The sequence below is a fragment of the Bradyrhizobium denitrificans genome (assembly GCF_013179005.1).
GTDB lineage: Bacteria > Pseudomonadota > Alphaproteobacteria > Rhizobiales > Xanthobacteraceae > Bradyrhizobium > Bradyrhizobium denitrificans.
The window spans coordinates 141604-162937 of record NZ_JABFDP010000018.1 but is presented as its reverse complement, the minus strand read 5'-3'; the positions used below and the strand labels follow the sequence as shown (position 1 = coordinate 162937).

Below are 21334 nucleotides of genomic sequence, written 5' to 3'. Positions count from 1 at the left end.
CCCGTTGCTCCTCGCAATGACGGCAGAGAGAGACTTACAAGAAGCTCTGGGGGTCGACGTCGACCTCGAGCTTGAGATTGCCCTTGGGCTTCTCGGCATGCGCCAGCCAGTGGCGCAGATAGTCCGACAGATCGAAATTACGGGCCGATTTGAGCAGCAGCCGGAAGCGGTAGCGGCCCTTGATGACGGCGAGCGGGGCTTCGGCCGGGCCGAGCAGCAGCACGCCCTCCTCACGCGGCGCTGACGCTACCAGCCGGCGCGCGAAGCCCTCCGCGGTCGGCCGGTCGCCCGCCGAGATGATCAGGCTCGCCAGCCGGCCGAACGGCGGATAGCCGGTGCGCTCGCGGGCCTCGATCTCGCTGGTGTAGAAGGCCTCGCGATCGCAGGCGACCAGCGCCTTCATGACGGGATGCTCGGGCTGGTGGGTCTGCAGATAGCCGCGCCCGCGGCCCTGCTCGCGGCCGGCGCGGCCGATCACCTGGTTGAGGAGCTGCCAGGTGCGCTCGGCAGCGCGCGGATCGCCATTGCCGAGGCCGAGATCGGCATCGACCACCCCGACCAGATTCAGCCGCGGAAAATTATGGCCCTTGGCGACGAGCTGGGTGCCGATAATCAGGTCGACGCGGCCTTCCGCGATCTCGGTCAGCTCCGCGCGCATGGTCTCGATCGAGGTGATCAGGTCGCTCGACAGCACCATGCTGCGCGCGTCCGGAAACAGCGCCGCCGCCTCCTCCTGCAGCCGTTCGACGCCGGGGCCGACCGCAACCAGCGATTCCTCGGCGGCGCAATGCGGACAGGTCGGCGGGCGCGGCATCGAGAAGCCGCAATGGTGGCAGACCAGCCGCTGGCGAAAGCGGTGATCCACCAGCCAGGCGTCGCAGATGGTGCAGGCGAAGCGATGCCCGCAGGCGCGGCACAGGGTCAGCGGCGCATAGCCGCGGCGGTTCAGGAACAGCAGCGCCTGCTCGCCGCGCTCGATTGCGGTCCGGATCTCGCCCGCCAGCCGCGGCGAGATGTAGCGGCCGCGTGGCGGCGGCTCACGCCGGAGATCGATGGCCTCGATATGCGGCATGTGCTGGCCGCCGAAGCGCGACGGCAGCGCGACGCGCTGGTAGCGGCCCTTGCGCGCATTGACCTCGGTCTCGACCGAGGGCGTCGCCGAGGCCAGCACCACCGGAAACTTGGCGATGTGGCCGCGCACCACCGCCATGTCGCGGGCGTGATAATGCGCGCCCTCGTCCTGCTTGTAGGCCTGGTCGTGCTCCTCATCGACGACGATCAAGCCCAGATCCGCATAGGGCAGGAACAGCGCCGAGCGCGCGCCGACCACGACCGGCGCCTCGCCGGCGGCGATCGACGCCCAATTGCGCTGGCGCGTGCGCGGGGTCAGCTCGGAATGCCATTCCAGCGGGCGGACGCCGAAGCGCCGCGAGAAGCGCTCGAGAAACTGGCCGGTCAGCGCGATCTCCGGCATCAGGATCAGCGACTGGCGGCCGCGGCGGATCGTTTCGGCCACCGCCTCGAAATACACCTCGGTCTTGCCGGAGCCGGTGACGCCGTCGAGCAGCGCCACCTGGAATGTGCCGTTCGCGGCCAGCGTCCGCATCGCCGCGACGCCGGCAAGCTGGGCATCGAAGAACTCCGGCCGGGCGAAGTCGGGATCAGGGGCAGGCGGCGGGAGCGTCCGCGGCATCGCTTCGACCGTCAGGGTGCCCTCGTCGACAAGGCCGTCGATGACGCTACCGGACACGCCGATCTCGCGGACGAGGTCAGACTTGCCATGCAGCAGGCCGTCCGAGACCGCCTCGATGACCCGCCTCCGCGCCGGCGTCAGCCGTTTCGGCGCGTCCCCGATCAGGCGGACGCCGAGCCGCACCCGCTCCGGTCCGAGATGCTCGCCCATGCGTAAGCACATCCGCAGCACCATGCCGCGCGGCGACAGTGTGTAATTGGCGACCCAGTCGACCAGCGAACGCAGCTCCGGCTTGAGCGGCGGCACGTCGAGCTTCTCGCTGACCTCCTTCAGCCGGTTGTGCAGCCGCGGATCGGGATTGGCATTCTCCGCCCACACCACGGCCAGCACTTCGCGCGCGCCGAGCGGCACGCCGACCACGTCGCCCGGTTTCAGCGCCATGCCACGCGGCACGCGGTAGGAATAAGTGTGGTCGAGCGCGACCGGAACCAGCACGTCGACCACGCCGGCCGTGCTCGGGGCACCTGGAAAGAGATCGGTCGCGCGGTCCATGACGGCGGAGTTAGCCTTGATCCGGCTGAAGCGAAAGCCGCCCGGCAAAGTTAGCGAACGGTAAAGGTCGGGGATGCGATATACTTGAACTCCCTCGATGGGATCGAGCTGTTTCCGCGAACGCCGCGACGCCCCCTCGCCCCGCAGGCGGGGGAGAGGCACGGGCCCAGCCTGCCGCGAGAGACATCGCTCCATCGGACGCCGAACTCTTCGCGGGCACGACATGGCAAAACAGACGCGACCAATCGAAAAGGACATAAGCGACGCGCCCCAAGCCCCCGATCTCCTCGGCGCCGACGAGGGCGTCATCCGCGCCATGATGCAGTGGCTGGCGCATCTGCGCAGCGAGCGGCGGCTGTCGCCAAAGACGGTCGAGGCCTATGCGCGCGACCTCAGGCAATGCCTGCAATTCCTCTGCACGCATTGGGGCGGGCCGGTGACCTTGGCGCGCTTCGCCGCGCTGGAGGCCGCCGACATCCGCGCCTTCATGGCGATGCGCCGCGCCGACGACATTGCCGGGCGCTCCTTGATGCGGACATTGGCGGGCTTGCGCTCGTTCGGCCGCTTTCTGGAGCGCGAGGGCCAAGGCAAGGTCGGCGCGCTCGCCGGGATCCGCGCGCCGAAAATCGCCAAGAGCCTGCCGAAACCGCTGCCGATGGACGCCGCCAAGCGGCTCGCCGATGCCGATGAGCGCGCTGGCGAGACGCGCGAGACCTGGGTTTTGGCGCGCGATGCCGCCGTGATGGCCCTGCTCTACGGCTCGGGCCTGCGCATCTCCGAGGCGCTCGGCCTGAAGCGGCGCGAGGTGCCGCGGCCTGGCGAAGGCGACGTGCTGGTGGTCACCGGCAAGGGCAACAAGACCCGTATGGTGCCGGTGCTGCAGAACGTGCTGCAACTGATCGACGACTACGCCCGGCTCTGTCCCTATCCGCTGCCTGCCGAGGGGCCGATGTTTCTCGGCGCCAAGGGCGGCCCGTTGAGCCCGCGCATCATCCAGCTCGCGATGGAGCGGCTGCGCGGCGCGCTCGGCCTGCCCGACAGCGCCACACCGCACGCGCTGCGGCATTCCTTCGCGACGCACCTGTTGTCGCGCGGTGGCGACCTGCGCGCGATCCAGGAGCTGCTCGGCCACGCCTCGCTGTCGACCACGCAGGTCTATACCGGCATCGATTCGGAGCGGCTGCTGCAGGTCTACGCGTCAGCGCATCCGCGGCGCTGACACCGTTCCGTCACATCGTTTCGCTTGCGCTTGCACCCCCGTTCCGGCAATCGTCCGACGCTTGATCCGGAGGGGAACAGATGAGCGCACATGAGAGCATGGAGCATGCGGAGCACGCCGAGCACGCCTCGGGCGAGAACAAGAAGATCGCGCTGCTGATCGCGGTGATCGCGCTGTTCCTGGCGTTGTCGGAGACGCTCGGCAAGGGCGCGCAGACCGAATCGATCAGCAAGAACGTCGAAGCATCCAATCTGTGGGCCTTCTTCCAGGCCAAGACGGTGCGGCGCACGGTGGTGCAGACCGCAGCCGAACAGGGCAAGCTCAACCTGCCCGCGCTGCCCGACGAAGCGACCAAGGCCGCGCTGCAGAAACAGATCGACGATTGGCAGAAGAACGCCGCGCGCTACCGGTCCGAGCCGGAGACCGGCGAAGGCAGCGAACAGCTCGCCGCGCGCGCCAAGCATGCCGAGGAGGAGCGTGACCTCGCCACGGCGAAATACCACCACTACGAGCTGGCCTCGGCCGCCTTCCAGATCGGCATCGTGCTGGCGTCAGCGACGATCATCACCGGGATGCTGGTGCTGGCCTGGGCCTCCGGCGCGCTCGCTGTCGTCGGGATCGCCATGACCGTGCTCGGACTGTTCCAGCCGCATCTGTTGCATCTGCACTAAAGCCGGTGACGGCGTGTGACTCCCTCCCAGCTTGCGGGGAGGGTTGGGGTGGGGACCACCGCAGCGGCGGTGCACGTGGAGAGAATTCCCCCACCCGCGTCACATCTGACGATGCGACGCGACCTCCCCCGCAAGCGGGGGAGGTGAAGGACAATTCAGCAAATCTGCGCGTTGTTGAGTTTCGAGCAAGTCGGATTAGCGCGCCTGCACGCTGCGGCGAAAGCGCGTGATCTGGCGAACCAGCCGGGCGGACCAGCCACGGGTATTGCCGCCGAGCACGTCGCTGACGATCTCGCGGATGCGCTGCTTGATTGGGTCGACCAGCGCCGCGGCCTTCCGGCGCAGCGTGAGCACGGCGTCATAGAGCCACGCGAACCACGGCATCTGCAGCAGCTTGCTGCGCGTCACGTCGAAGATGAAGGCGGTGATACCGACGCCGACCATCTTGCCGAATACGATCGTCCCCAGCGCGAGCTTCCATTGATGATGCATCAATAGCCACATGCCGAGCAGCTTGAGCGGAAACAGCAGGACGACTGGCACGACGAAGACCACCAGGGTCAGCGCCGGCGACAGTGTCTCGATCCGGGCCGCGAGCCAATGCTTCAGGCTGCGCAGCGGGATCGCCGCGACGATGCGCGCCACGATCGGTTCGAGATGGTCCCACAGCCAGGCTTCGATCAGGAAGATGATCGCGAGCAGGACCCAGAACGGCTGAAGCAGGCGGCGCAGCATGGCACTCCATCTCGGCCCGGCCTCGGGCTGAGGCCGCCGTGACGATACGACCTCGAACCTTGCCGTTTGGTTCAGCGTGGTCGGCAGACCTTTTTGTCGCACCCGCCGATCACACCGCAAAAGCGTCGGTCACATGTGGATGGCACGCTTGCCGACCGCAAGAGCGGCTTCCTTGACGGCCTCCGACCGCGTCGGATGGGCGTGGCAGGTGCGCGCCAGATCCTCGGCAGAGCCACCGAACTCCATCAATACGGCGGCTTCGTGGATCAGTTCACCGGCCTCGCGGCCGATGATGTGCGCGCCGAGCACGCGATCGGTCTTCGCATCTGCAAGGATCTTCACGAAACCGTCAGTGGTCTGGTTGACCTTGGAGCGGCCGTTCGCGGTAAACGGAAACTTACCGACGGTGTACGCAACACCGGCCTGCTTGAGCTCGTCTTCCGTCTTGCCGACGGAGGCCACTTCCGGCGTGGTGTAGACGACGCCCGGAATCACGTCGTAGTTCACATGACCGGCCTGGCCGGCCAGGATCTCGGCCACCGCCACGCCCTCATCCTCGGCCTTGTGCGCGAGCATCGGACCGGCGACGACATCGCCAATCGCGTAGACACCGGGCACGCTGGTCGCGAAATGGTGATCGATCTGCACGCGGCCGCGATTGTCGAGCACGACGCCAGCCTCCTGCAGGCCGAGGCCGTCGGTGTACGGCACGCGGCCGATCGCGACGAGGACCACGTCGGCCTCGATCTTCTCAGCCGCGCCGCCGGCCGCCGGCTCGATCGTCGCGGCGAGCGTTGCCCCTGACGTGTCGACACCGGTCACCTTGGCGCCGAGCTTGAACGCAAAGCCCTGCTTCTCGAGGATGCGCTGGAACTGCTTGGCGATCTCGAGGTCCATGCCGGGCAGGATACGGTCGAGGAATTCAACCACGGTGACCTTGGCGCCGAGGCGGCGCCACACCGAGCCGAGCTCGAGCCCGATCACGCCAGCACCGACGACGAGCAGGCTCGACGGAATCTTGTCCAGCGACAGCGCGCCGGTCGAGGAAACGATGCGCTTCTCGTCGATCTCGATGCCCTTGAGGCGCGCGATGTCGGAGCCGGTGGCGATCACGATGTTCTTGGTCTCGACGGTCTGCGCGGTGCCGTCATTGCCGGTCACCTGCACCTTGCCGGTGCCGAGGATCTTGCCCTTGCCCTGGAGCACGTCGATCTTGTTCTTCTTCATCAGGAACTCGACGCCCTTGACGTTGCCGTCGATGCCCTGCTGCTTGAAGTTCATCATCGCCGGCAGGTCGATCTCCGGCGCCGGCACCTTGATGCCCATCTTGGCGAAGGAATGCCCGGCCTCCTCGAACAATTCAGAGGCATGCAGCAGCGCCTTCGAGGGCATGCAGCCGACATTGAGGCAGGTGCCGCCGAGGGTGGCGTTCTTCTCGACCACGGCCACCTTCATGCCGAGCTGCGCCGCGCGGATGGCGCAAACATAACCACCGGGTCCGGTGCCGATGACGACGAGATCGTAGTTAGCCATGATCGAATGTTCCGTAAGCTTGCAAGTCAGAGATAACGACGGTCGTCAGCGTCCGCCCGACACGTCGAGAATGGCCGAAGTGACATAGGAGGCCTCGTCCGACAGCAGCCAGACGATGGCATTGGCGATTTCATCCGCGGTGCCGACGCGCTTCATCGGCACCATCGGCGCCAGACGATGAGCGCGATCGGGCTCACCGCCGGAGGCATGAATATCGGTGTCGATCAGGCCGGGGCGAATGGCGGCGACGCGAATCCCTTCGCTGGCGACCTCGTGGCCGAGGCCGACGGTGAAGGAATCGATCGCGCCCTTGGAGGCGGCATAGTCGACATAGGTGTTGGGCGAGCCGAGCTTGGCGGCGACCGACGACAGATTGATGATCACGCCGCCCTTGCCGCCATGTCGCGTCGACATTCGCTTCACGGCCTCACGTGCACACAGAATGCTGCCGGTGACATTGACCGCCATCAGGCGCTCGATGCGTTCCGCGCTCATCTCGTCGACACGCGTGGTCGGGCCGACGATGCCGGCATTGTTGATCAGCGCACCAAGGGTGCCGAACTTGTCCGCCGCCTTGAACAAAGCGAGGATGTCGTGCTCGCGGCCGACGTCGCATTTCACCGCGATCGCCTTGCCGTTGCTGGCCTCGATCGCGGCAACCGTGCTCTGCGCCGCGGCCTCGTTGGAGGCATAGCCGACCACGATCTTGAAGCCGCGCGATGCGGCGGCGAGCGCGGTGGCGCGGCCAATGCCGCGGCTGCCGCCGGTGATCACTGCAACCCTGTCGGTCATGATGGCCCCCGTGAGGTTTGAGGCGCGCTTCTCAGCGCGCCTCTCGAGCATCAGCTAATGACGATGATCAGAGATCCAGCACGAGCCGCGCCGGATCCTCCAGGCTCTCCTTGACGCGCACCAGGAAGGTCACCGCTTCCTTGCCGTCGATGACGCGGTGGTCATAGGACAGCGCCAGATACATCATCGGGCGGATTTCGATCTTGCCGCCGACCACGACCGGGCGCTCCTGGATCTTGTGCATGCCGAGGATGCCGGACTGCGGCGCGTTCAGGATCGGGGTCGACATCAGCGAGCCGTAGATGCCGCCATTGGTGATCGTGAAGGTACCACCCTGCATCTCGTCGATCTTGAGCTGGCCGTCACGGGCGCGGCGGCCGAAATCGGCGATGCCCTTCTCGATGTCGGCGATCGACTTGTGGTCGCAGTCGCGCACCACCGGCACCACCAGGCCCTTGTCGGTGCCGACGGCCACGCCGATGTGATAGTAGTTCTTGTAGATGAGATCGCTGCCGTCGATCTCGGCGTTGACCGCCGGGATGTCCTTCAGCGCCTGCACCACCGCCTTGGTGAAGAAGCCCATGAAGCCGAGCTTTGAGCCGTGCTTCTTCTCGAACACGTCCTTGTACTGGCTGCGCAGCGCCATCACGTTGGTCATGTCGACCTCGTTGAAGGTCGTCAGCATGGCCGCAGTGTTCTGCACGTCCTTGAGGCGGCGCGCGATGGTCTGGCGCAGCCGGGTCATCTTCACGCGCTCTTCGCGCGCGGCATCGTCGGCCGGCGACGGCGCGCGGACCTGCACGGCGGCGGCCGGCTGATTGACCGGGGTCGGCGCCGACGCGGCGCGCTCGATCGCGGCCAGCATGTCGCCCTTGGTGACGCGGCCGTCCTTGCCGGAGCCCGGAACGGTGGTGGCATCGACGCCGCTCTCGGCGGAGAGCTTGCGCACCGAGGGAGCCTGCGGCGTATCGGCGGGCAGCGCCTTGGCCGGGGCGGGAGCTGCAGCCGCCGGTGCTGCGGCGGGCTTCGCGGGAGCCGGGGCAGCCGCGGCGGGCTTGGCGGCCACAGCGCCATCATTGATCTGGCCGAGCAGCGCGCCGACGGCAACCGTCTCGCCGTCCTTGGCGATGATCTCGCCGAGCGTGCCGGCCGAGGGAGCCGGCACCTCGATCGTCACCTTGTCGGTTTCGAGCTCGACGAGCGGCTCGTCGACCGCCACGGCGTCGCCGGCCTTCTTGAACCAGCGGCCGATGGTGGCTTCGGTGACGGATTCCCCGAGCGTCGGAACGCGAATTTCAGTCATGGTCTCTATCCTCAATAACCCGTGCGGTCATAAAGCCCGTCCGTCATCGCCTTGCGGCGAGCAAGCGATGCGGCACGGACGATCAACGCGGTGTACTTGCGCCCCGCATGGCATGCGGGGCGCGTGAAAGGCAGGTTCAGTTCAGGGCTTCGTCGAGCAGCGCCTTCAACTGGGCGAGATGCTTCGACATCAGGCCCGTGGCGGTGGCGGCCGACGCGGCACGGCCGGCATAGCGCGGACGCTTGCTCTTGCCGCCGGTCTGGTTCAGCACCCATTCGAGATAGGGCTCGATGAAGTGCCAGGCGCCCATGTTGCGCGGCTCTTCCTGGCACCATACGACTTCGGCGTTCTTGAAGCGGCCGAGCTCGGCGACCAGCGCCTTGAGCGGCACCGGATAGAGCTGCTCGATGCGCATCAGATAGATGTCGTTCAGACCGCGCTTCTCGCGCTCGTCATAGAGGTCGTAATAGACCTTGCCCGAGCACAGCACGATGCGGCGGATCTGGTCGTCCGGCACCAGCTTGGTCTTGTCGTCCGCCTGCATCTGGGCGTCATCATACAGGATGCGGTGGAAGGTGGTGCCCTTGGCGAGTTCCTCAAGCCGCGACACCGCGCGCTTGTGACGCAGCAGCGACTTCGGCGTCATCACGATCAACGGCTTGCGGATCTCGCGGTGCAGCTGGCGGCGCAGCACATGGAAGTAGTTCGCCGGCGTGGTCGGATAGACCACCTGCATGTTGTCCTCGGCGCACATCTGCAGATAGCGCTCAAGGCGCGCCGACGAATGCTCCGGACCCTGGCCCTCATAACCGTGCGGCAGCAGGCAGACGAGGCCGGACATGCGCAACCATTTGCGTTCGCCCGACGAGATGAACTGGTCGAACAGCACCTGCGCGCCGTTGGCGAAGTCGCCGAACTGCGCTTCCCACAAGGTCAGCGCGGTCGGCTCGGCGAGCGAATAACCGTATTCGAAGCCGAGCACCGCCTCTTCCGACAGCAGCGAGTTGATGACCTCGAAATGGCCCTGCTCCGGCGCCAGATGGTTGAACGGCGTGTAGCGGCTCTCGTCCTCCTGGTCGATCAGAACCGAGTGGCGCTGCGAGAAGGTGCCGCGCTCGCTGTCCTGACCGGAGAGACGGACCTTGTGGCCTTCGAGCAAGAGCGAGCAGTACGCCAGCGCCTCGCCGGTCGCCCAATCGAGGCCGACGCCGCTATCGATCGCCTTGGCGCGGTTCTCGAGGAAGCGCTGGATCGTGCGATGCAGGCGGAAGCCGTCCGGCACCTTGGTGATCTTGCGGCCGATCTCCTTGAGACGGTCGATCTCGACGCCGGTGACGCCGCGGCGCGCCTCTTCTTCCTGGTCGGCGGACTTCAGGCCTGCCCATTTGCCGTCGAGCCAGTCGGCCTTGTTCGGGCGATAGGAGGTGCCGGCTTCGAACTCGGCGTCGAGCCGGGCGCGCCAATCGGCCTTGGCCTTCTCGACCTCGCCTTCCGTCATCACGCCTTCGGCGACGAGACGCTTGGAGTAGATCTCCAGGGTCGACGGATGACCGGCGATCTTCTTGTACATCACCGGCTGGGTGAAGGCGGGCTCGTCACCTTCATTGTGGCCATGCCTGCGGTAGCAGAACATGTCGATGACGACCGGCTTGTGGAATTTCTGCCGGAACTCGGTCGCAACCTTGGCCGCGAACACCACCGCTTCCGGATCGTCGCCGTTCACATGGAAGATCGGCGCGTCGATCATCTTGGCGACGTCGGACGGATAGGGTGACGAGCGCGAGTAGCGCGGATAGGTCGTGAAGCCGATCTGATTGTTCACGATGAAATGAATCGAGCCACCTGTCCGGTAGCCCTTCAGGTCCGACAGCGCGAAGCATTCGGCCACGACGCCCTGGCCGGCGAACGCTGCGTCACCATGCATCAACAGCGGCAGCACCGAGATGCGCATGTCCGGCGGATCGCCGTGCTGGTCCTGCTTGGCGCGGACCTTGCCGAGCACCACCGGATCGACGATCTCGAGATGCGACGGGTTGGCGGTCAGCGACAGATGGATGCGGTTGCCGTCGAACTCGCGGTCCGAGGAGGCGCCGAGATGGTACTTGACGTCACCAGAGCCTTCGACCGCATCCGGGTTGGCCGAGCCGCCCTTGAACTCGTGGAACAGCGCGCGGTGCGGCTTGCCCATCACCTGGGTCAGCACGTTGAGGCGGCCGCGATGTGGCATGCCCAGCACGATCTCCTTCACGCCGAGATTGCCGCCGCGCTTGATGATCTGCTCCAGCGCCGGGATCAGCGACTCGCCACCGTCGAGGCCGAAGCGCTTGGTGCCGGTGAACTTGACGTCGCAGAACTTCTCGAAGCCCTCGGCCTCGATCAGCTTGGTGAGAATGGCGCGGCGTCCCTCGCGGGTGAACGAGATTTCCTTGTCCGGCCCCTCGATGCGCTCCTGGATCCAGGCCTTCTGCGCGGCGTTCGAGATGTGCATGAACTCGACGCCGAGCGTCTGGCAATAGGTGCGCTCGCAGATCGCGACGATCTCGCGCAAGCTGCCATATTCGAGGCCGAGCACGTGATCGAGGAAGATCTTGCGGTCGTAATCGGCTTCAGTGAAGCCGTAGGAGCGAGGGTCGAGCTCCTCGCGGTTGCGCGGGGCCTCGATGCCGAGCGGATCGAGCTTGGCGTGAAAGTGACCACGCATGCGGTAGGCGCGGATCAGCATCAACGCACGGACAGAGTCGCGGGTGGCCTGGTTGATGTCGGCCGGCGACAATTCGACGCCCTTGGTCTGCGCCTTGGCCGCAATCTTCTCGCCGACCTTCTTCTCGACCACAGCCCAGTTGCCATCCAGCGCCGAGGTCAACTCGTCGCGCGGCGAAACCGGCCAGTTGCTGCGCTCCCAGGACGGGCCCGAGGCGTTCTTCTGAACGTCGGCCGGCGCATCCTTCAGGCTCTTGAAGAACTCCTGCCAGTCGGCATCGACCGACGACGGATCCTTCTCGTAACGCGCATAGATTTCATCGATGTAGGTGGCATTGGTGCCCTGCAGAAAAGACGACAGGGCGAAGGCGGCGTTCGCATCTTGGCGAGACATGGTAGGCGTCCTGGTAATTTCGATGCGCCCAATCAAAACGGCGCAATGCCTGACCCGCTGGAAAAAGCGGGTCAGGTTCGGGTTAGGACCGTTTACCTTATTTATTGTAAATATTCGCGCCGAAAAGCACTAAGTCCTGAATCAGGATTTCAACTTTTCGACAAGCGTTTTGCCGAGCCGCGCCGGCGACGGCGACACCGTGATACCAGCCGCTTCCATCGCGGCCGTCTTCGAACCGGCATCACCCTTGCCGCCCGAGATGATCGCGCCGGCATGGCCCATGCGACGGCCCGGAGGCGCCGTGACGCCGGCGATGAATCCGACCATCGGCTTCTTGCGGCCGCGCTTGGCCTCGTCCTTGATGAACTGGGCCGCGTCTTCCTCGGCCGAGCCGCCGATCTCGCCGATCATGATGATCGACTCGGTCTTGGGGTCGGCAAGGAACATCTCCAGCATGTCGATGAACTCGGTGCCCTTGACCGGGTCGCCGCCGATACCGACCGCGGTGGTCTGACCGAGGCCTTCCGAGGTGGTCTGGAACACCGCTTCATAGGTCAGCGTGCCGGAGCGTGACACGATGCCGACCGAGCCGGGCTTGAAGATATTGGCCGGCATGATGCCGATCTTGCACTCTCCGGCGGTCATGACGCCCGGGCAGTTCGGGCCGATCAGGCGCGACTTGGAGCCCTGCAGCGAGCGCTTGACCCTGACCATGTCGAGCACCGGGATGCCCTCGGTGATGCAGACGATCAGCGGGACCTCGGCGTCGATCGCCTCGCAAATGGCGTCGGCCGCACCCGGCGGTGGCACGTAGATCACCGACGCGTCAGCGCCAGTGGCCTCGCGAGCCTCCTTGACGGTGTCGAACACCGGCAGGCCGAGATGGGTCGAGCCGCCTTTGCCCGGCGAGGTGCCGCCGACCATCTTGGTGCCGTAGGCGATCGCCGCCTCGGAGTGGAAGGTGCCGTTCTTGCCAGTGAAGCCCTGACAGATGACCTTGGTGTTCTTGTCGATGAGAATGGACATCGTGCTTTCTCTAAAAGCGTTGCGGTGAGGAGCTAAGCGAGCGCCTGAAACGGCGCTCAGCCTCCCTTGACGGCCTTGACGATCTTCTGCGCGGCGTCGTCGAGATTGTCGGCGGGCAGCACGTTCAGACCGGACTCGCTGATGATCTTCTTGCCGAGATCGACATTGGTGCCTTCGAGGCGCACCACCAGCGGCACCTTCAGGCCGACTTCCTTGACCGCGGCCACGACGCCCTCGGCGATGACATCGCACTTCATGATGCCGCCGAAGATGTTGACCAGGATGCCCTTCACGTTCGGGTCGGCGGTGATGATCTTGAACGCCGCCGCGACCTTCTCCTTGCTGGCGCCGCCGCCGACGTCGAGGAAGTTGGCCGGCTCCATGCCGTAGAGCTTGATGATGTCCATCGTCGCCATCGCGAGGCCGGCGCCGTTGACCATGCAGCCGATGGTGCCGTCGAGCGCGACATAGTTGAGATCGTATTTGGAGGCCTCGATCTCCTTGGCGTCTTCCTCGGTCTCGTCACGCAGCGCCACGACCTCGGGGTGCTTGAACAGCGCGTTGGAGTCGAACGACACCTTGGCGTCGAGCACACGCAGCTGGCCCTGCTTGGTGACGACCAGCGGGTTGATCTCGAGCATCGCCATGTCCTTGGCGACGAAGGCGGTATAGAGCTGGATGGTCAGCTTCTCGGCCTGCTTGGCGAGATCGCCCGAGAGCTTCAGCGCCTTGGCGACGGCGCGACCGTGATGCGGCATCACGCCGGTGGCCGGATCGACTGAGAAGGTGATGATCTTCTCAGGCGTGCTGTGAGCAACGTCCTCGATGTTGACGCCGCCTTCGGTCGACACCACGAAAGCGACCTTCGAGGTCTCGCGATCGACCAGCAGCGACAGGTAGAATTCCTTGTCGATATCCGAGCCGTCCTCGATGTAGAGGCGGTTGACCTGCTTGCCATCGGGGCCGGTCTGCACGGTGACGAGGGTTGCGCCGAGCATCTGCTTGGCGAACGCATTGACCTCGTCAATCGACTTGGCGAGGCGGACGCCGCCCTTGTCGCCGGCCGAGGCCTCCTTGAACTTGCCCTTGCCACGGCCGCCGGCGTGGATCTGGCTCTTCACGACCCAGACCGGACCGCCGAGCGTCTTCGCCGCCGCATCCGAGTCCTCCGGACGGAGCACCGGCACGCCCTTGGAAATCGGCACGCCGAACTCGTGCAGCAGTGCCTTGGCCTGATATTCGTGAATGTTCATAAGCGGTTGCTCCCCGAACCCGCGAGAGGGTGACGTATGGAATTGTTTTGAGGATGCTTGGTATACCATATACCAAGCATCCTGCAACTCGATCGGGCGGGCTTGGGGTCCGCCCGGCCAGGTCAGCGACCGAGCAGGTCGGGCGCGATCTTCTTGCAGGCGTCGACTAGGCCCTGCACGGCGGCCACCGACTTGTCGAACGCCTCGCGGTCCTTGCCGGCCAGCTCGATCTCGACAATGCGCTCAACGCCCTTGGAACCGATCACGACGGGAACGCCGACATACATGTCCTTGACGCCGAACTCGCCGTTGAGATGGGCGGCGCAGGGCAGCACGCGCTTCTTGTCGCGCAGATAGCTCTCGGCCATCGCGATCGCCGAGGCCGCCGGCGCGTAATAGGCCGACCCGGTCTTGAGAAGGTTGACGATCTCGGCGCCGCCATTGCGGGTGCGGTCTACGATCTCGTCGATGCGGGCCTGCGAGGTCCAGCCCATCTTGACGAGGTCGGGCAGCGGAATGCCGGCGACGGTGGAGTACTTGGTCAGCGGCACCATCGTGTCGCCATGACCACCGAGCACGAAGGCGGTGACGTCCTCGACCGAGACGTTGAACTCATCGGCCAGGAAGTAGCGGAAGCGCGCGGAGTCGAGCACGCCGGCCATGCCGACGACCTTCTTGGCCGGCAGGCCCGAGGCCTTCTGCAGCGCCCAGACCATCGCGTCGAGCGGGTTGGTGATGCAGATGACGAACGCGTCGGGGGCGTACTTCTTGATGCCGGCGCCGACCTGCTCCATGACTTTGAGGTTGATCGACAGCAGATCGTCGCGGCTCATGCCCGGCTTGCGCGGCACGCCGGCGGTGACGATGCAGACCTTGGCGTTATCCAGTGCTTCGTAGGAGTTGGCGCCGCTGTAATGGGCGTCGAAGCCATCGACCGGGGAGGACTGGGCGATGTCGAGCGCCTTGCCCTGCGGGACGCCTTCAGCAATGTCGAACATGACGACATCGCCGAGCTCCTTGAGGCCGATGAGGTGAGCCAGCGTTCCGCCGATCTGACCGGAGCCAATCAAAGCAATCTTGTCGCGCGCCATGGGAAATTTCCTTTGAACCCGAAGGGGTGAGGGAGGTTAAAAGTCGATTGGGTGGTTATCCCTTTCGCCCCGGCCGTTCAAGTCACGCTATGGCCAATTGACAGGCCTGCCTTGATTTCGATCAGGTCCGAGGCGGAGGGGTGCTGATGATCCTTTCAGCCTGATTGACGTGGCCTTTTCACGGCTGTGTGCCCGAAGGCAGGCGCTCCCGAAATCCGGTGTTTGTCAGGTTTCGACCAGCCCCGTAGAAGTCCCGGAGGCTGCCGAGTCCTTCCGGCCATGCGGCAGAGCCAAGTAGGATTCCGACCCCATCTCGATCAGGCGCGAGGACGTCCGCTTGAACTCCATGGCCTCGATGCCGTCGGTCGCGACGTAAAGCGAGATCGGATCCGCTTCGGCGGAAGCGATCAGCTTCACGGCGTTGTCATAGAGCGTGTCGATCAAGGTGATGAAGCGCTTGGCGGCATTGCGCTCCGCGTAGTCCATCACCGGAATATGGTCGATCAGGATGGTGTGATAGTCGTGCGCCAGGCGCAGATAGTCCGACGCTGCGAGCGGCTTCTCGCACAGGTCGGCAAAGCCGAAACGGGCAACGCCATTGGCCGAACAGGGCACATGCAGAAGGCGCCCCTTGATGGTGATGTCGCGCGACCTGCAGCGGGCGTGGCCGGTCAGCCTGCCCCAGGCGTTGTCGAGCGCGGTGCGGGCCTCGACGTCCGCCGGCACCAGCCACATCTTGACCCCGGCCAGTTTCTCCAGCCGGAAATCGGTCCGCGCGTCCAGCCGTACCACGTCCATGTGGTCGGCAATATGCTTGATGAAGGGCAGGAACAGCGCGCGGTTGAGGCCGCCCTTGTAGAGGTCCTCCGGCGCAACGTTGGAGGTCGCCACGACCACGGTGCCGAGCTCGAACAGCCTGGCGAACAGCCGGCCCAGGATCATCGCGTCGGCGATGTCGGTGACGTGGAATTCGTCGAAGCAGAGCAGCCATGACTGCTCGAAGATGGCCTGCGCCGTCAGCCCGATCACATCCGTATCGGCGAGCTCGCCGCGCGCAATGTTCTGGCGGTAGCCGTAGATGCGCTCATGCACCTCGGCCATGAATTCGTGGAAATGCGCCCGCCGCTTATGCTCGACCGGACAGTTCTGATAGAACAGGTCCATCAGCATGGTCTTGCCGCGGCCGACCTCGCCGTGAACGTAGAGGCCGCGCGGCGGCTCGCTCTTGTCGAAGAACAGGCGCCCCAGCAGGCTCTGCTTGCGCGCCGGCTTGTAGGTGGAAAGCCTGCGCTCGAGCGCGGCCAGCGCGTCGGCGACCTCGGCCTGGGCCGGGTCGGCCTCGATCGCTCCAGTATCGACCAAAGACTGATATTGCGCGCGGAACGCGTCTGACGGAGTGGACAGCATGAGCCCACTCTAGGTCATGAGACTTACGGAAAATGCAATCCGCAAATGGTGGAAGCGGCCATGCAGCCGAGCCGTAAGGACTTGGTATATGGCACGCAAACGCCGGCCGGCCCGTTAGTCCCGGGGTAACGACGTTGTTCTGCGGCTTGGCGTCTGTGGCTCGCGCTTGCGAGTTGGCGTTTGCGGCCCGGCTCCGGCAATCTTTAGACGGCGCAGAGGTCGTAGGCATCCTCCACGACATAGGGCCCGCCCCCCGTCGAAGCACGGGACGAGAACAACACGAAGCGCTCGGCGACGAACACCCGGCTCGGGAAGTAGCCCCGGACCGACAGATAATCGGCGACGTCCTGGCTCGATGCGTCGTGCAGCCGCGCCAAGGTCACATGCGGCACGAATTTGCGCCCCTCGGGATCGAGCCCGATCCGCTGCATCATGCGTTCCAGCTCGGCCTGCAGCTCGATCAGCGGCCGGCTGGGCGCGATGTTGGCGACGACAGCGCGCGGCTTGCGGCCGCCGAAGCTCGAGAGACCCTGCACCGTGACTTCGAACGGCTTGCGGTTGACCCGCCACAGCATCGCGGCGATCTCGTTGGCCGACGCGCCGTCGATATCGCCGATGAAACGCAAGGTGACGTGGTAATTTTCCGGATCGATCCAGCGGGCGCCGGGAAGGCCACCCCGCAAATTGGAGAGAGTCTGGCCGACCTCGGCCGGGATCTCCAGTCCAGTAAACAGACGCGGCATCGTTTCAGGACTCCCGATGCTGGAGGCTGATCCCGAAAATTGACGAGATCATGCCTTGACGAAAGGATCGACGACGAATCGCCAATGCATAATTCCTACCGAATTTATATGACTCCGCGACGGACGCAGCGTTAACGCCGGTAAGAGCTGCGGAAAACCTCGCCCGCAAGGTGACCGCGAATGATCCGACCGCGGCTTCGTTCCATCATTGCCCACGAAGCGGACGCAGGAATGCTTCCACCATAGGCAACATCCGGGAGACGATGATGTCGACGCCCGCGGCCGTGGGGTGAATGCCGTCGGCCTGGTTCAACTTGGGATCGGCGGCAACACCGTCGAGAAAGAACGGGTAGAGCTGGACGTCGAACTGCTTGGCGAGGTCGGGGTAGATCGCGTTGAATTTCGCAGCGTAATCGCTGCCGTAATTCGGCGGCGCCAGCATGCCGCACAGCATGACTGCGATGCCCCGCGCCTTCAGCCGCTGGACGATCTCGGTCAGCGCCTGCCGCGTGACCGACGGATCGATGCCGCGCAAGGCATCATTGGCGCCGAGCTCGACGATCACAGCCTCGGTGCCATCGGCCACCGACCAATCGAGCCGGTCGCGTCCGCCCGAGGAGGTGTCGCCGGACACCCCGGCATTGGTCATCTCGACCTTCAGCCCCTTGTCGTTCAACGCCTTTTGAAGCTTGGCCGGAAACGCATCCGAAGCCGACAGGCCGAGGCCCGCGCTCAAGGAGTCGCCAAGCACCACCAGCTTGATCGGCTTGCCGGCCTCGGCGCCCGCGAATGCCGGCCCCATTGTCATCAAGGCGAGCATCAACACGAGTATGTGCACGAAGATGCGCCCGCGCCTCTCGACCCGGCTTGCGGAGTTGCCATATGACCGAGCCATGGACAGTCTCATCGAAACCTCGCCTTTGGCCGGCACAGCGCCGGACACCATTACCATCGCCAACGTCAATCTCTCGCTCGGCACCGGAGCGGCGCGTGTTCACATTCTCAAGGACATCAGCCTGCGGGTGGGACAAGGCGAGACGATCGGCCTGATCGGACCGTCGGGCTCCGGCAAGTCCACGCTTCTGATGGTGATGGCGGGATTGGAACGTCCTGACAGCGGTCAGGTGGTGGTCAATGGCACCGCTTTCAATGCCCTGGACGAGGACGCGCTGGCCCGGTTCCGCGGCCGCCAGGTCGGCATCGTCTTCCAGTCCTTCCACCTGATCCCGACCATGACCGCGTTGGAGAATGTCGCCGTGCCGCTGGAGCTGGCCGGGCATTCCGGCGCCGCCGAGCGGGCCGCGCGCGAGTTGGACTCGGTCGGCCTCGGCCACCGGCTGCACCATTATCCGACCCAGCTGTCCGGCGGCGAGCAGCAGCGCGTAGCGCTGGCGCGCGCCCTCGCCCCCGACCCGGCCATCCTTGTGGCCGACGAGCCGACCGGCAATCTCGACGAGACCACCGGCCGGCAGATCGTCGACCTGCTGTTCACCAAGCATGCCGAGCGCGGCATGACCCTGGTGCTCGTGACCCATGACGGCGGGCTTGCGCATCGCTGCGACCGTGTCGTGCGGCTGCGCTCGGGACGGATCGAAGCCGACGGCGCACACGAGCCTGCCCTGGCATGAGCAGCGTCGCCGAACCGATCCCCGCCGGCCGCATGGCCTGGCTGCCGGTGCGTTACGCCCTGCGCGAGCTGCGCGGCGGCCTGCGCGGCTTCTACGTCTTCATCGCCTGTATCGCGCTCGGCGTGCTCGCCATCGCCGGCGTCGGCTCGGTGGCCGCGAGCCTCAATGACGGCCTCGTTCGCGAGGGCCGCACGCTGCTCGGCGGCGACGTCGCGTTTTCGCTGTTTCAGCGCGAAGCCAAGCCGGAGGAGATCGCGTTCCTGCGTTCGCGCGGCGAGGTGTCGCTGGCGGCGACCTTGCGGGCCATGGTGCGCTCCAACGACGCCAAGCTGGCGCTGGTCGAGCTCAAGGCTGTCGACGACGCCTATCCGCTGCTCGGCAAGGCCGAGCTGCAGCCCGACCTGCCGCTCTCCGACATTCTGGCCGAGCGCGACGGCGCTTATGGCGCGGCCGCCGATCCGGCGCTGCTGGCGCGGCTCGACCTCAAGGTCGGCGACACCGTCAGCATCGACACCGTGCGCTTCCAGATCCGCAGCGCGCTGCAGGCCGAGCCGGACAAGCTGTCGGGCGGCATCGGGCTGGGACCGCGCTTCCTGATCAGCGAGGCCGGCTTGCGCGCCACGCCGCTGCTGCAGCCGGGCAGCCTGGTGCGCTGGACCTACCGGGTCCGGCTGCCGGACAACGCCAAGGACGATCATGCCGCGGCGTCCTTCATCGCCGACACCCGTCTGACCTTGCCATCGGCCGGGTGGGAGATCCGCAGCCGCAGCAATGCCTCGCCGCAATTGGAGCGCACCATCGGCCGCTTCACCCAGTTCCTGACCCTGGTCGGTCTCGCCGCGCTGCTGGTCGGCGGCGTCGGCGTCGCCAATGCGGTCAAGAGCCATGTCGACCGCCGCACCGAGGTGATCGCGGCGTTCAAGGCGCTGGGCGCCACCAGCCGCGACGTGTTCGGAATCTACCTCGTGCAGGTCATGGTGCTCGCCACGATCGGTTCGATCATCGGACTTTGTGCCGGCGCCGCCCTGCCCTTTGCGATCGTCGGGCTGTTCGGCAACATCCTGCCGCTGCCAGTGATCCCGGCGCTGCATCCGGACGAGCTGGCGCTGTCCTTCGTCTACGGTCTGCTCACCGCCCTCGCCTTCGGCCTGTGGCCGCTCGGGCGCATCCGTGACGTGCCCGTGGCGGCGCTGTTCCGCGAGGCGGTGATCGCCGAGTGGCACCGTCCGCGCTGGAGTTATCTGGCCCTGATCGCCGGCACGGTGGCGCTCTTGGTGGCGGTGGTGATCGGCCTGTCCTACGACAAGAAGATCTCCGCCGTGTTCGTGGTCGCCGCTGCGCTTGTGTTCGTGCTGCTGCGGGGCATCGCCGCTGTCGTGATGGCGAGCGCGCGCGCCATGCCGCGCAGCCGCTTCCCGATGCTGCGGCTCGCCGTCAGCAACATCTATCGCCCGGGCGCGCTGACGCCGTCGGTGGTGCTGTCGCTCGGACTGGGGCTCGCGGTGCTGGTCACGATCACCCAGATCGACGGCAATCTGCGGCGGCAGTTCCTCGCGCAGCTGCCGGAACAGGCGCCGTCATTCTTCTTCATCGACGTGCCCTCCGGCGAGGCCGAACGCTTCCGCGGCTTCCTGAAGGAGCTTGCGCCACAATCCTCGGTCGACGACGTGCCGATGCTGCGCGGCCGGATCGTCTCCGCCCGCGGCGTGCGCGCCGAGGACCTCAAGGCCACGGCGGAGACCGAATGGGTCCTCCAGAGCGACCGCGGCCTGACCTATACCGGCGAGATCCCCAAGGGCTCCAAGGTCGTCGAGGGCGAATGGTGGGGCGAGAGCTACAGCGGACCGCCACTGGTCTCGATCGAGAAGCGGATCGCGGATGGCCTCGGCCTCAAGCTCGGTGACGACATCGTGGTCAACGTGCTCGGACGCGACATCGCGGCGCGGATCGGCAACATGCGCACCATCGACTGGCAGGGGCTCGGCATCAATTTCGTGCTGGTGTTCTCGCCGAATGCCTTCAAGGGCGCGCCTCATACCCATGTCGCCACCCTGACCGAGGCGCGCTCCGATGCGGCCGAGGATGCTCGCGTCATCCGCAAGGTCGCCGACGCGTTCCCGATGGTGACCAGCGTGCGCGTGCGCGAGGTCATGGAGACGGTCGGAACTGTCGTTTCCAACCTGGCGCTCGCGATCCGCGGCGCCAGCGCGGTGACCCTGATTTCGGCGATCCTGGTGCTGGGCGGCGCGCTCGCCGCCGGCCACCGTCACCGCGTCTATGACGCCGTCATCCTGAAGACGCTCGGCGCCACCCGGCTGCGCTTGCTGGGCGCCTACGCGCTTGAGTATCTCATGATTGGCTTCGCAACCGCTGCGTTCAGTGTGATTGCCGGCTCGGTCGCCGCCTGGTTGATCGTGACCCGGCTGATGACGTTGAGCTTCGCCTGGCAGGCCGGAAGCGCCGCTATGGTCGTCCTGGCGGCGCTGGTCGTGACCGTCGGCCTCGGACTGGCCGGAACGCTGCTGGCGCTCAATCAGAAGCCGGCAAGCGTTCTTAGGAATCTGTAGCGGCTTGCGCGATCATGCCGCACGGTT

At 65.8% G+C, this 21334-nt stretch carries 16 protein-coding genes; 4 read left to right on the top strand and 12 right to left on the bottom strand.

What is annotated here, in order from left to right:
* Positions 1–34: 34 nt before the first annotated feature.
* A complete protein-coding gene (locus HL671_RS21195) occupies positions 35–2245 on the bottom strand; it encodes a primosomal protein N' (RefSeq protein WP_172238264.1) in 2211 nt (736 codons plus the stop codon).
* A gap of 223 nt (positions 2246–2468) precedes the next feature.
* On the opposite strand from HL671_RS21195, the gene HL671_RS21190 reads away from it, so the two are divergent.
* Positions 2469–3464, top strand: coding sequence for a tyrosine recombinase XerC (locus HL671_RS21190; protein ID WP_172238261.1), 996 nt, complete (start codon positions 2469–2471; stop codon positions 3462–3464).
* An 80-nt stretch (positions 3465–3544) separates the two neighbouring features.
* Positions 3545–4135 carry a DUF4337 domain-containing protein gene (locus tag HL671_RS21185; RefSeq protein ID WP_012040740.1) on the top strand — a complete coding sequence of 197 codons (591 nt, stop codon included), beginning with the start codon at positions 3545–3547 and terminating at the stop codon, positions 4133–4135.
* Positions 4136–4330: 195 nt separating this feature from the next.
* On the opposite strand, the gene HL671_RS21180 is transcribed toward HL671_RS21185, so the two are convergent.
* From HL671_RS21180 to HL671_RS21130, 11 genes are all read right to left on the bottom strand, one after another.
* Positions 4331–4870 carry a hypothetical protein gene (locus tag HL671_RS21180; protein ID WP_012040739.1) on the bottom strand — a complete coding sequence of 180 codons (540 nt, stop codon included), beginning with the start codon at positions 4868–4870 and terminating at the stop codon, positions 4331–4333.
* 129 nt (positions 4871–4999) lie between these two features.
* A complete protein-coding gene (gene lpdA, locus HL671_RS21175; protein ID WP_012040738.1) occupies positions 5000–6403 on the bottom strand; it encodes a dihydrolipoyl dehydrogenase in 1404 nt (467 codons plus the stop codon).
* Between the two features lie 45 nt (positions 6404–6448).
* Positions 6449–7195: an SDR family oxidoreductase gene (locus HL671_RS21170; RefSeq protein ID WP_012040737.1), complete on the bottom strand. Its 747-nt coding sequence runs from the start codon at positions 7193–7195 to the stop codon at positions 6449–6451.
* Positions 7196–7262: 67 nt separating this feature from the next.
* Entirely contained in the window at positions 7263–8498 is a 1236-nt protein-coding gene (gene odhB / locus HL671_RS21165) for a 2-oxoglutarate dehydrogenase complex dihydrolipoyllysine-residue succinyltransferase (RefSeq protein WP_012040736.1), read from the bottom strand.
* 136 nt (positions 8499–8634) lie between these two features.
* Positions 8635–11592 carry a 2-oxoglutarate dehydrogenase E1 component gene (locus tag HL671_RS21160; RefSeq protein ID WP_012040735.1) on the bottom strand — a complete coding sequence of 986 codons (2958 nt, stop codon included), beginning with the start codon at positions 11590–11592 and terminating at the stop codon, positions 8635–8637.
* 141 nt (positions 11593–11733) lie between these two features.
* Complete coding sequence (gene sucD / locus HL671_RS21155; RefSeq protein WP_012040734.1) at positions 11734–12618, bottom strand: succinate--CoA ligase subunit alpha; 885 nt, start codon at positions 12616–12618, stop codon at positions 11734–11736.
* A gap of 56 nt (positions 12619–12674) precedes the next feature.
* Positions 12675–13871 (bottom strand): ADP-forming succinate--CoA ligase subunit beta, encoded by a 1197-nt coding sequence (sucC, locus tag HL671_RS21150; RefSeq protein WP_172238257.1) that lies wholly within the window; start codon positions 13869–13871, stop codon positions 12675–12677.
* A 122-nt stretch (positions 13872–13993) separates the two neighbouring features.
* Positions 13994–14962: a malate dehydrogenase gene (mdh, locus tag HL671_RS21145; RefSeq protein WP_012040732.1), complete on the bottom strand. Its 969-nt coding sequence runs from the start codon at positions 14960–14962 to the stop codon at positions 13994–13996.
* Between the two features lie 225 nt (positions 14963–15187).
* Positions 15188–16369 carry a cell division protein ZapE gene (zapE, locus tag HL671_RS21140; RefSeq protein ID WP_012040731.1) on the bottom strand — a complete coding sequence of 394 codons (1182 nt, stop codon included), beginning with the start codon at positions 16367–16369 and terminating at the stop codon, positions 15188–15190.
* Positions 16370–16572: 203 nt separating this feature from the next.
* Complete coding sequence (gene thpR, locus HL671_RS21135) at positions 16573–17112, bottom strand: RNA 2',3'-cyclic phosphodiesterase (protein ID WP_012040730.1); 540 nt, start codon at positions 17110–17112, stop codon at positions 16573–16575.
* 205 nt (positions 17113–17317) lie between these two features.
* Complete coding sequence (locus tag HL671_RS21130; protein WP_172238310.1) at positions 17318–17950, bottom strand: arylesterase; 633 nt, start codon at positions 17948–17950, stop codon at positions 17318–17320.
* 55 nt (positions 17951–18005) lie between these two features.
* Here HL671_RS21130 and HL671_RS21125 point away from each other — a divergent pair, with 55 nt between their 5' ends.
* Both HL671_RS21125 and HL671_RS21120 read left to right on the top strand, forming a co-directional pair.
* Entirely contained in the window at positions 18006–18740 is a 735-nt protein-coding gene (locus HL671_RS21125; RefSeq protein WP_172238254.1) for an ABC transporter ATP-binding protein, read from the top strand.
* Positions 18737–21307 carry an ABC transporter permease gene (locus tag HL671_RS21120; protein WP_172238251.1) on the top strand — a complete coding sequence of 857 codons (2571 nt, stop codon included), beginning with the start codon at positions 18737–18739 and terminating at the stop codon, positions 21305–21307. Before HL671_RS21125 ends, HL671_RS21120 begins: the two co-directional genes overlap by 4 nt.
* Positions 21308–21334: the final 27 nt, after the last annotated feature.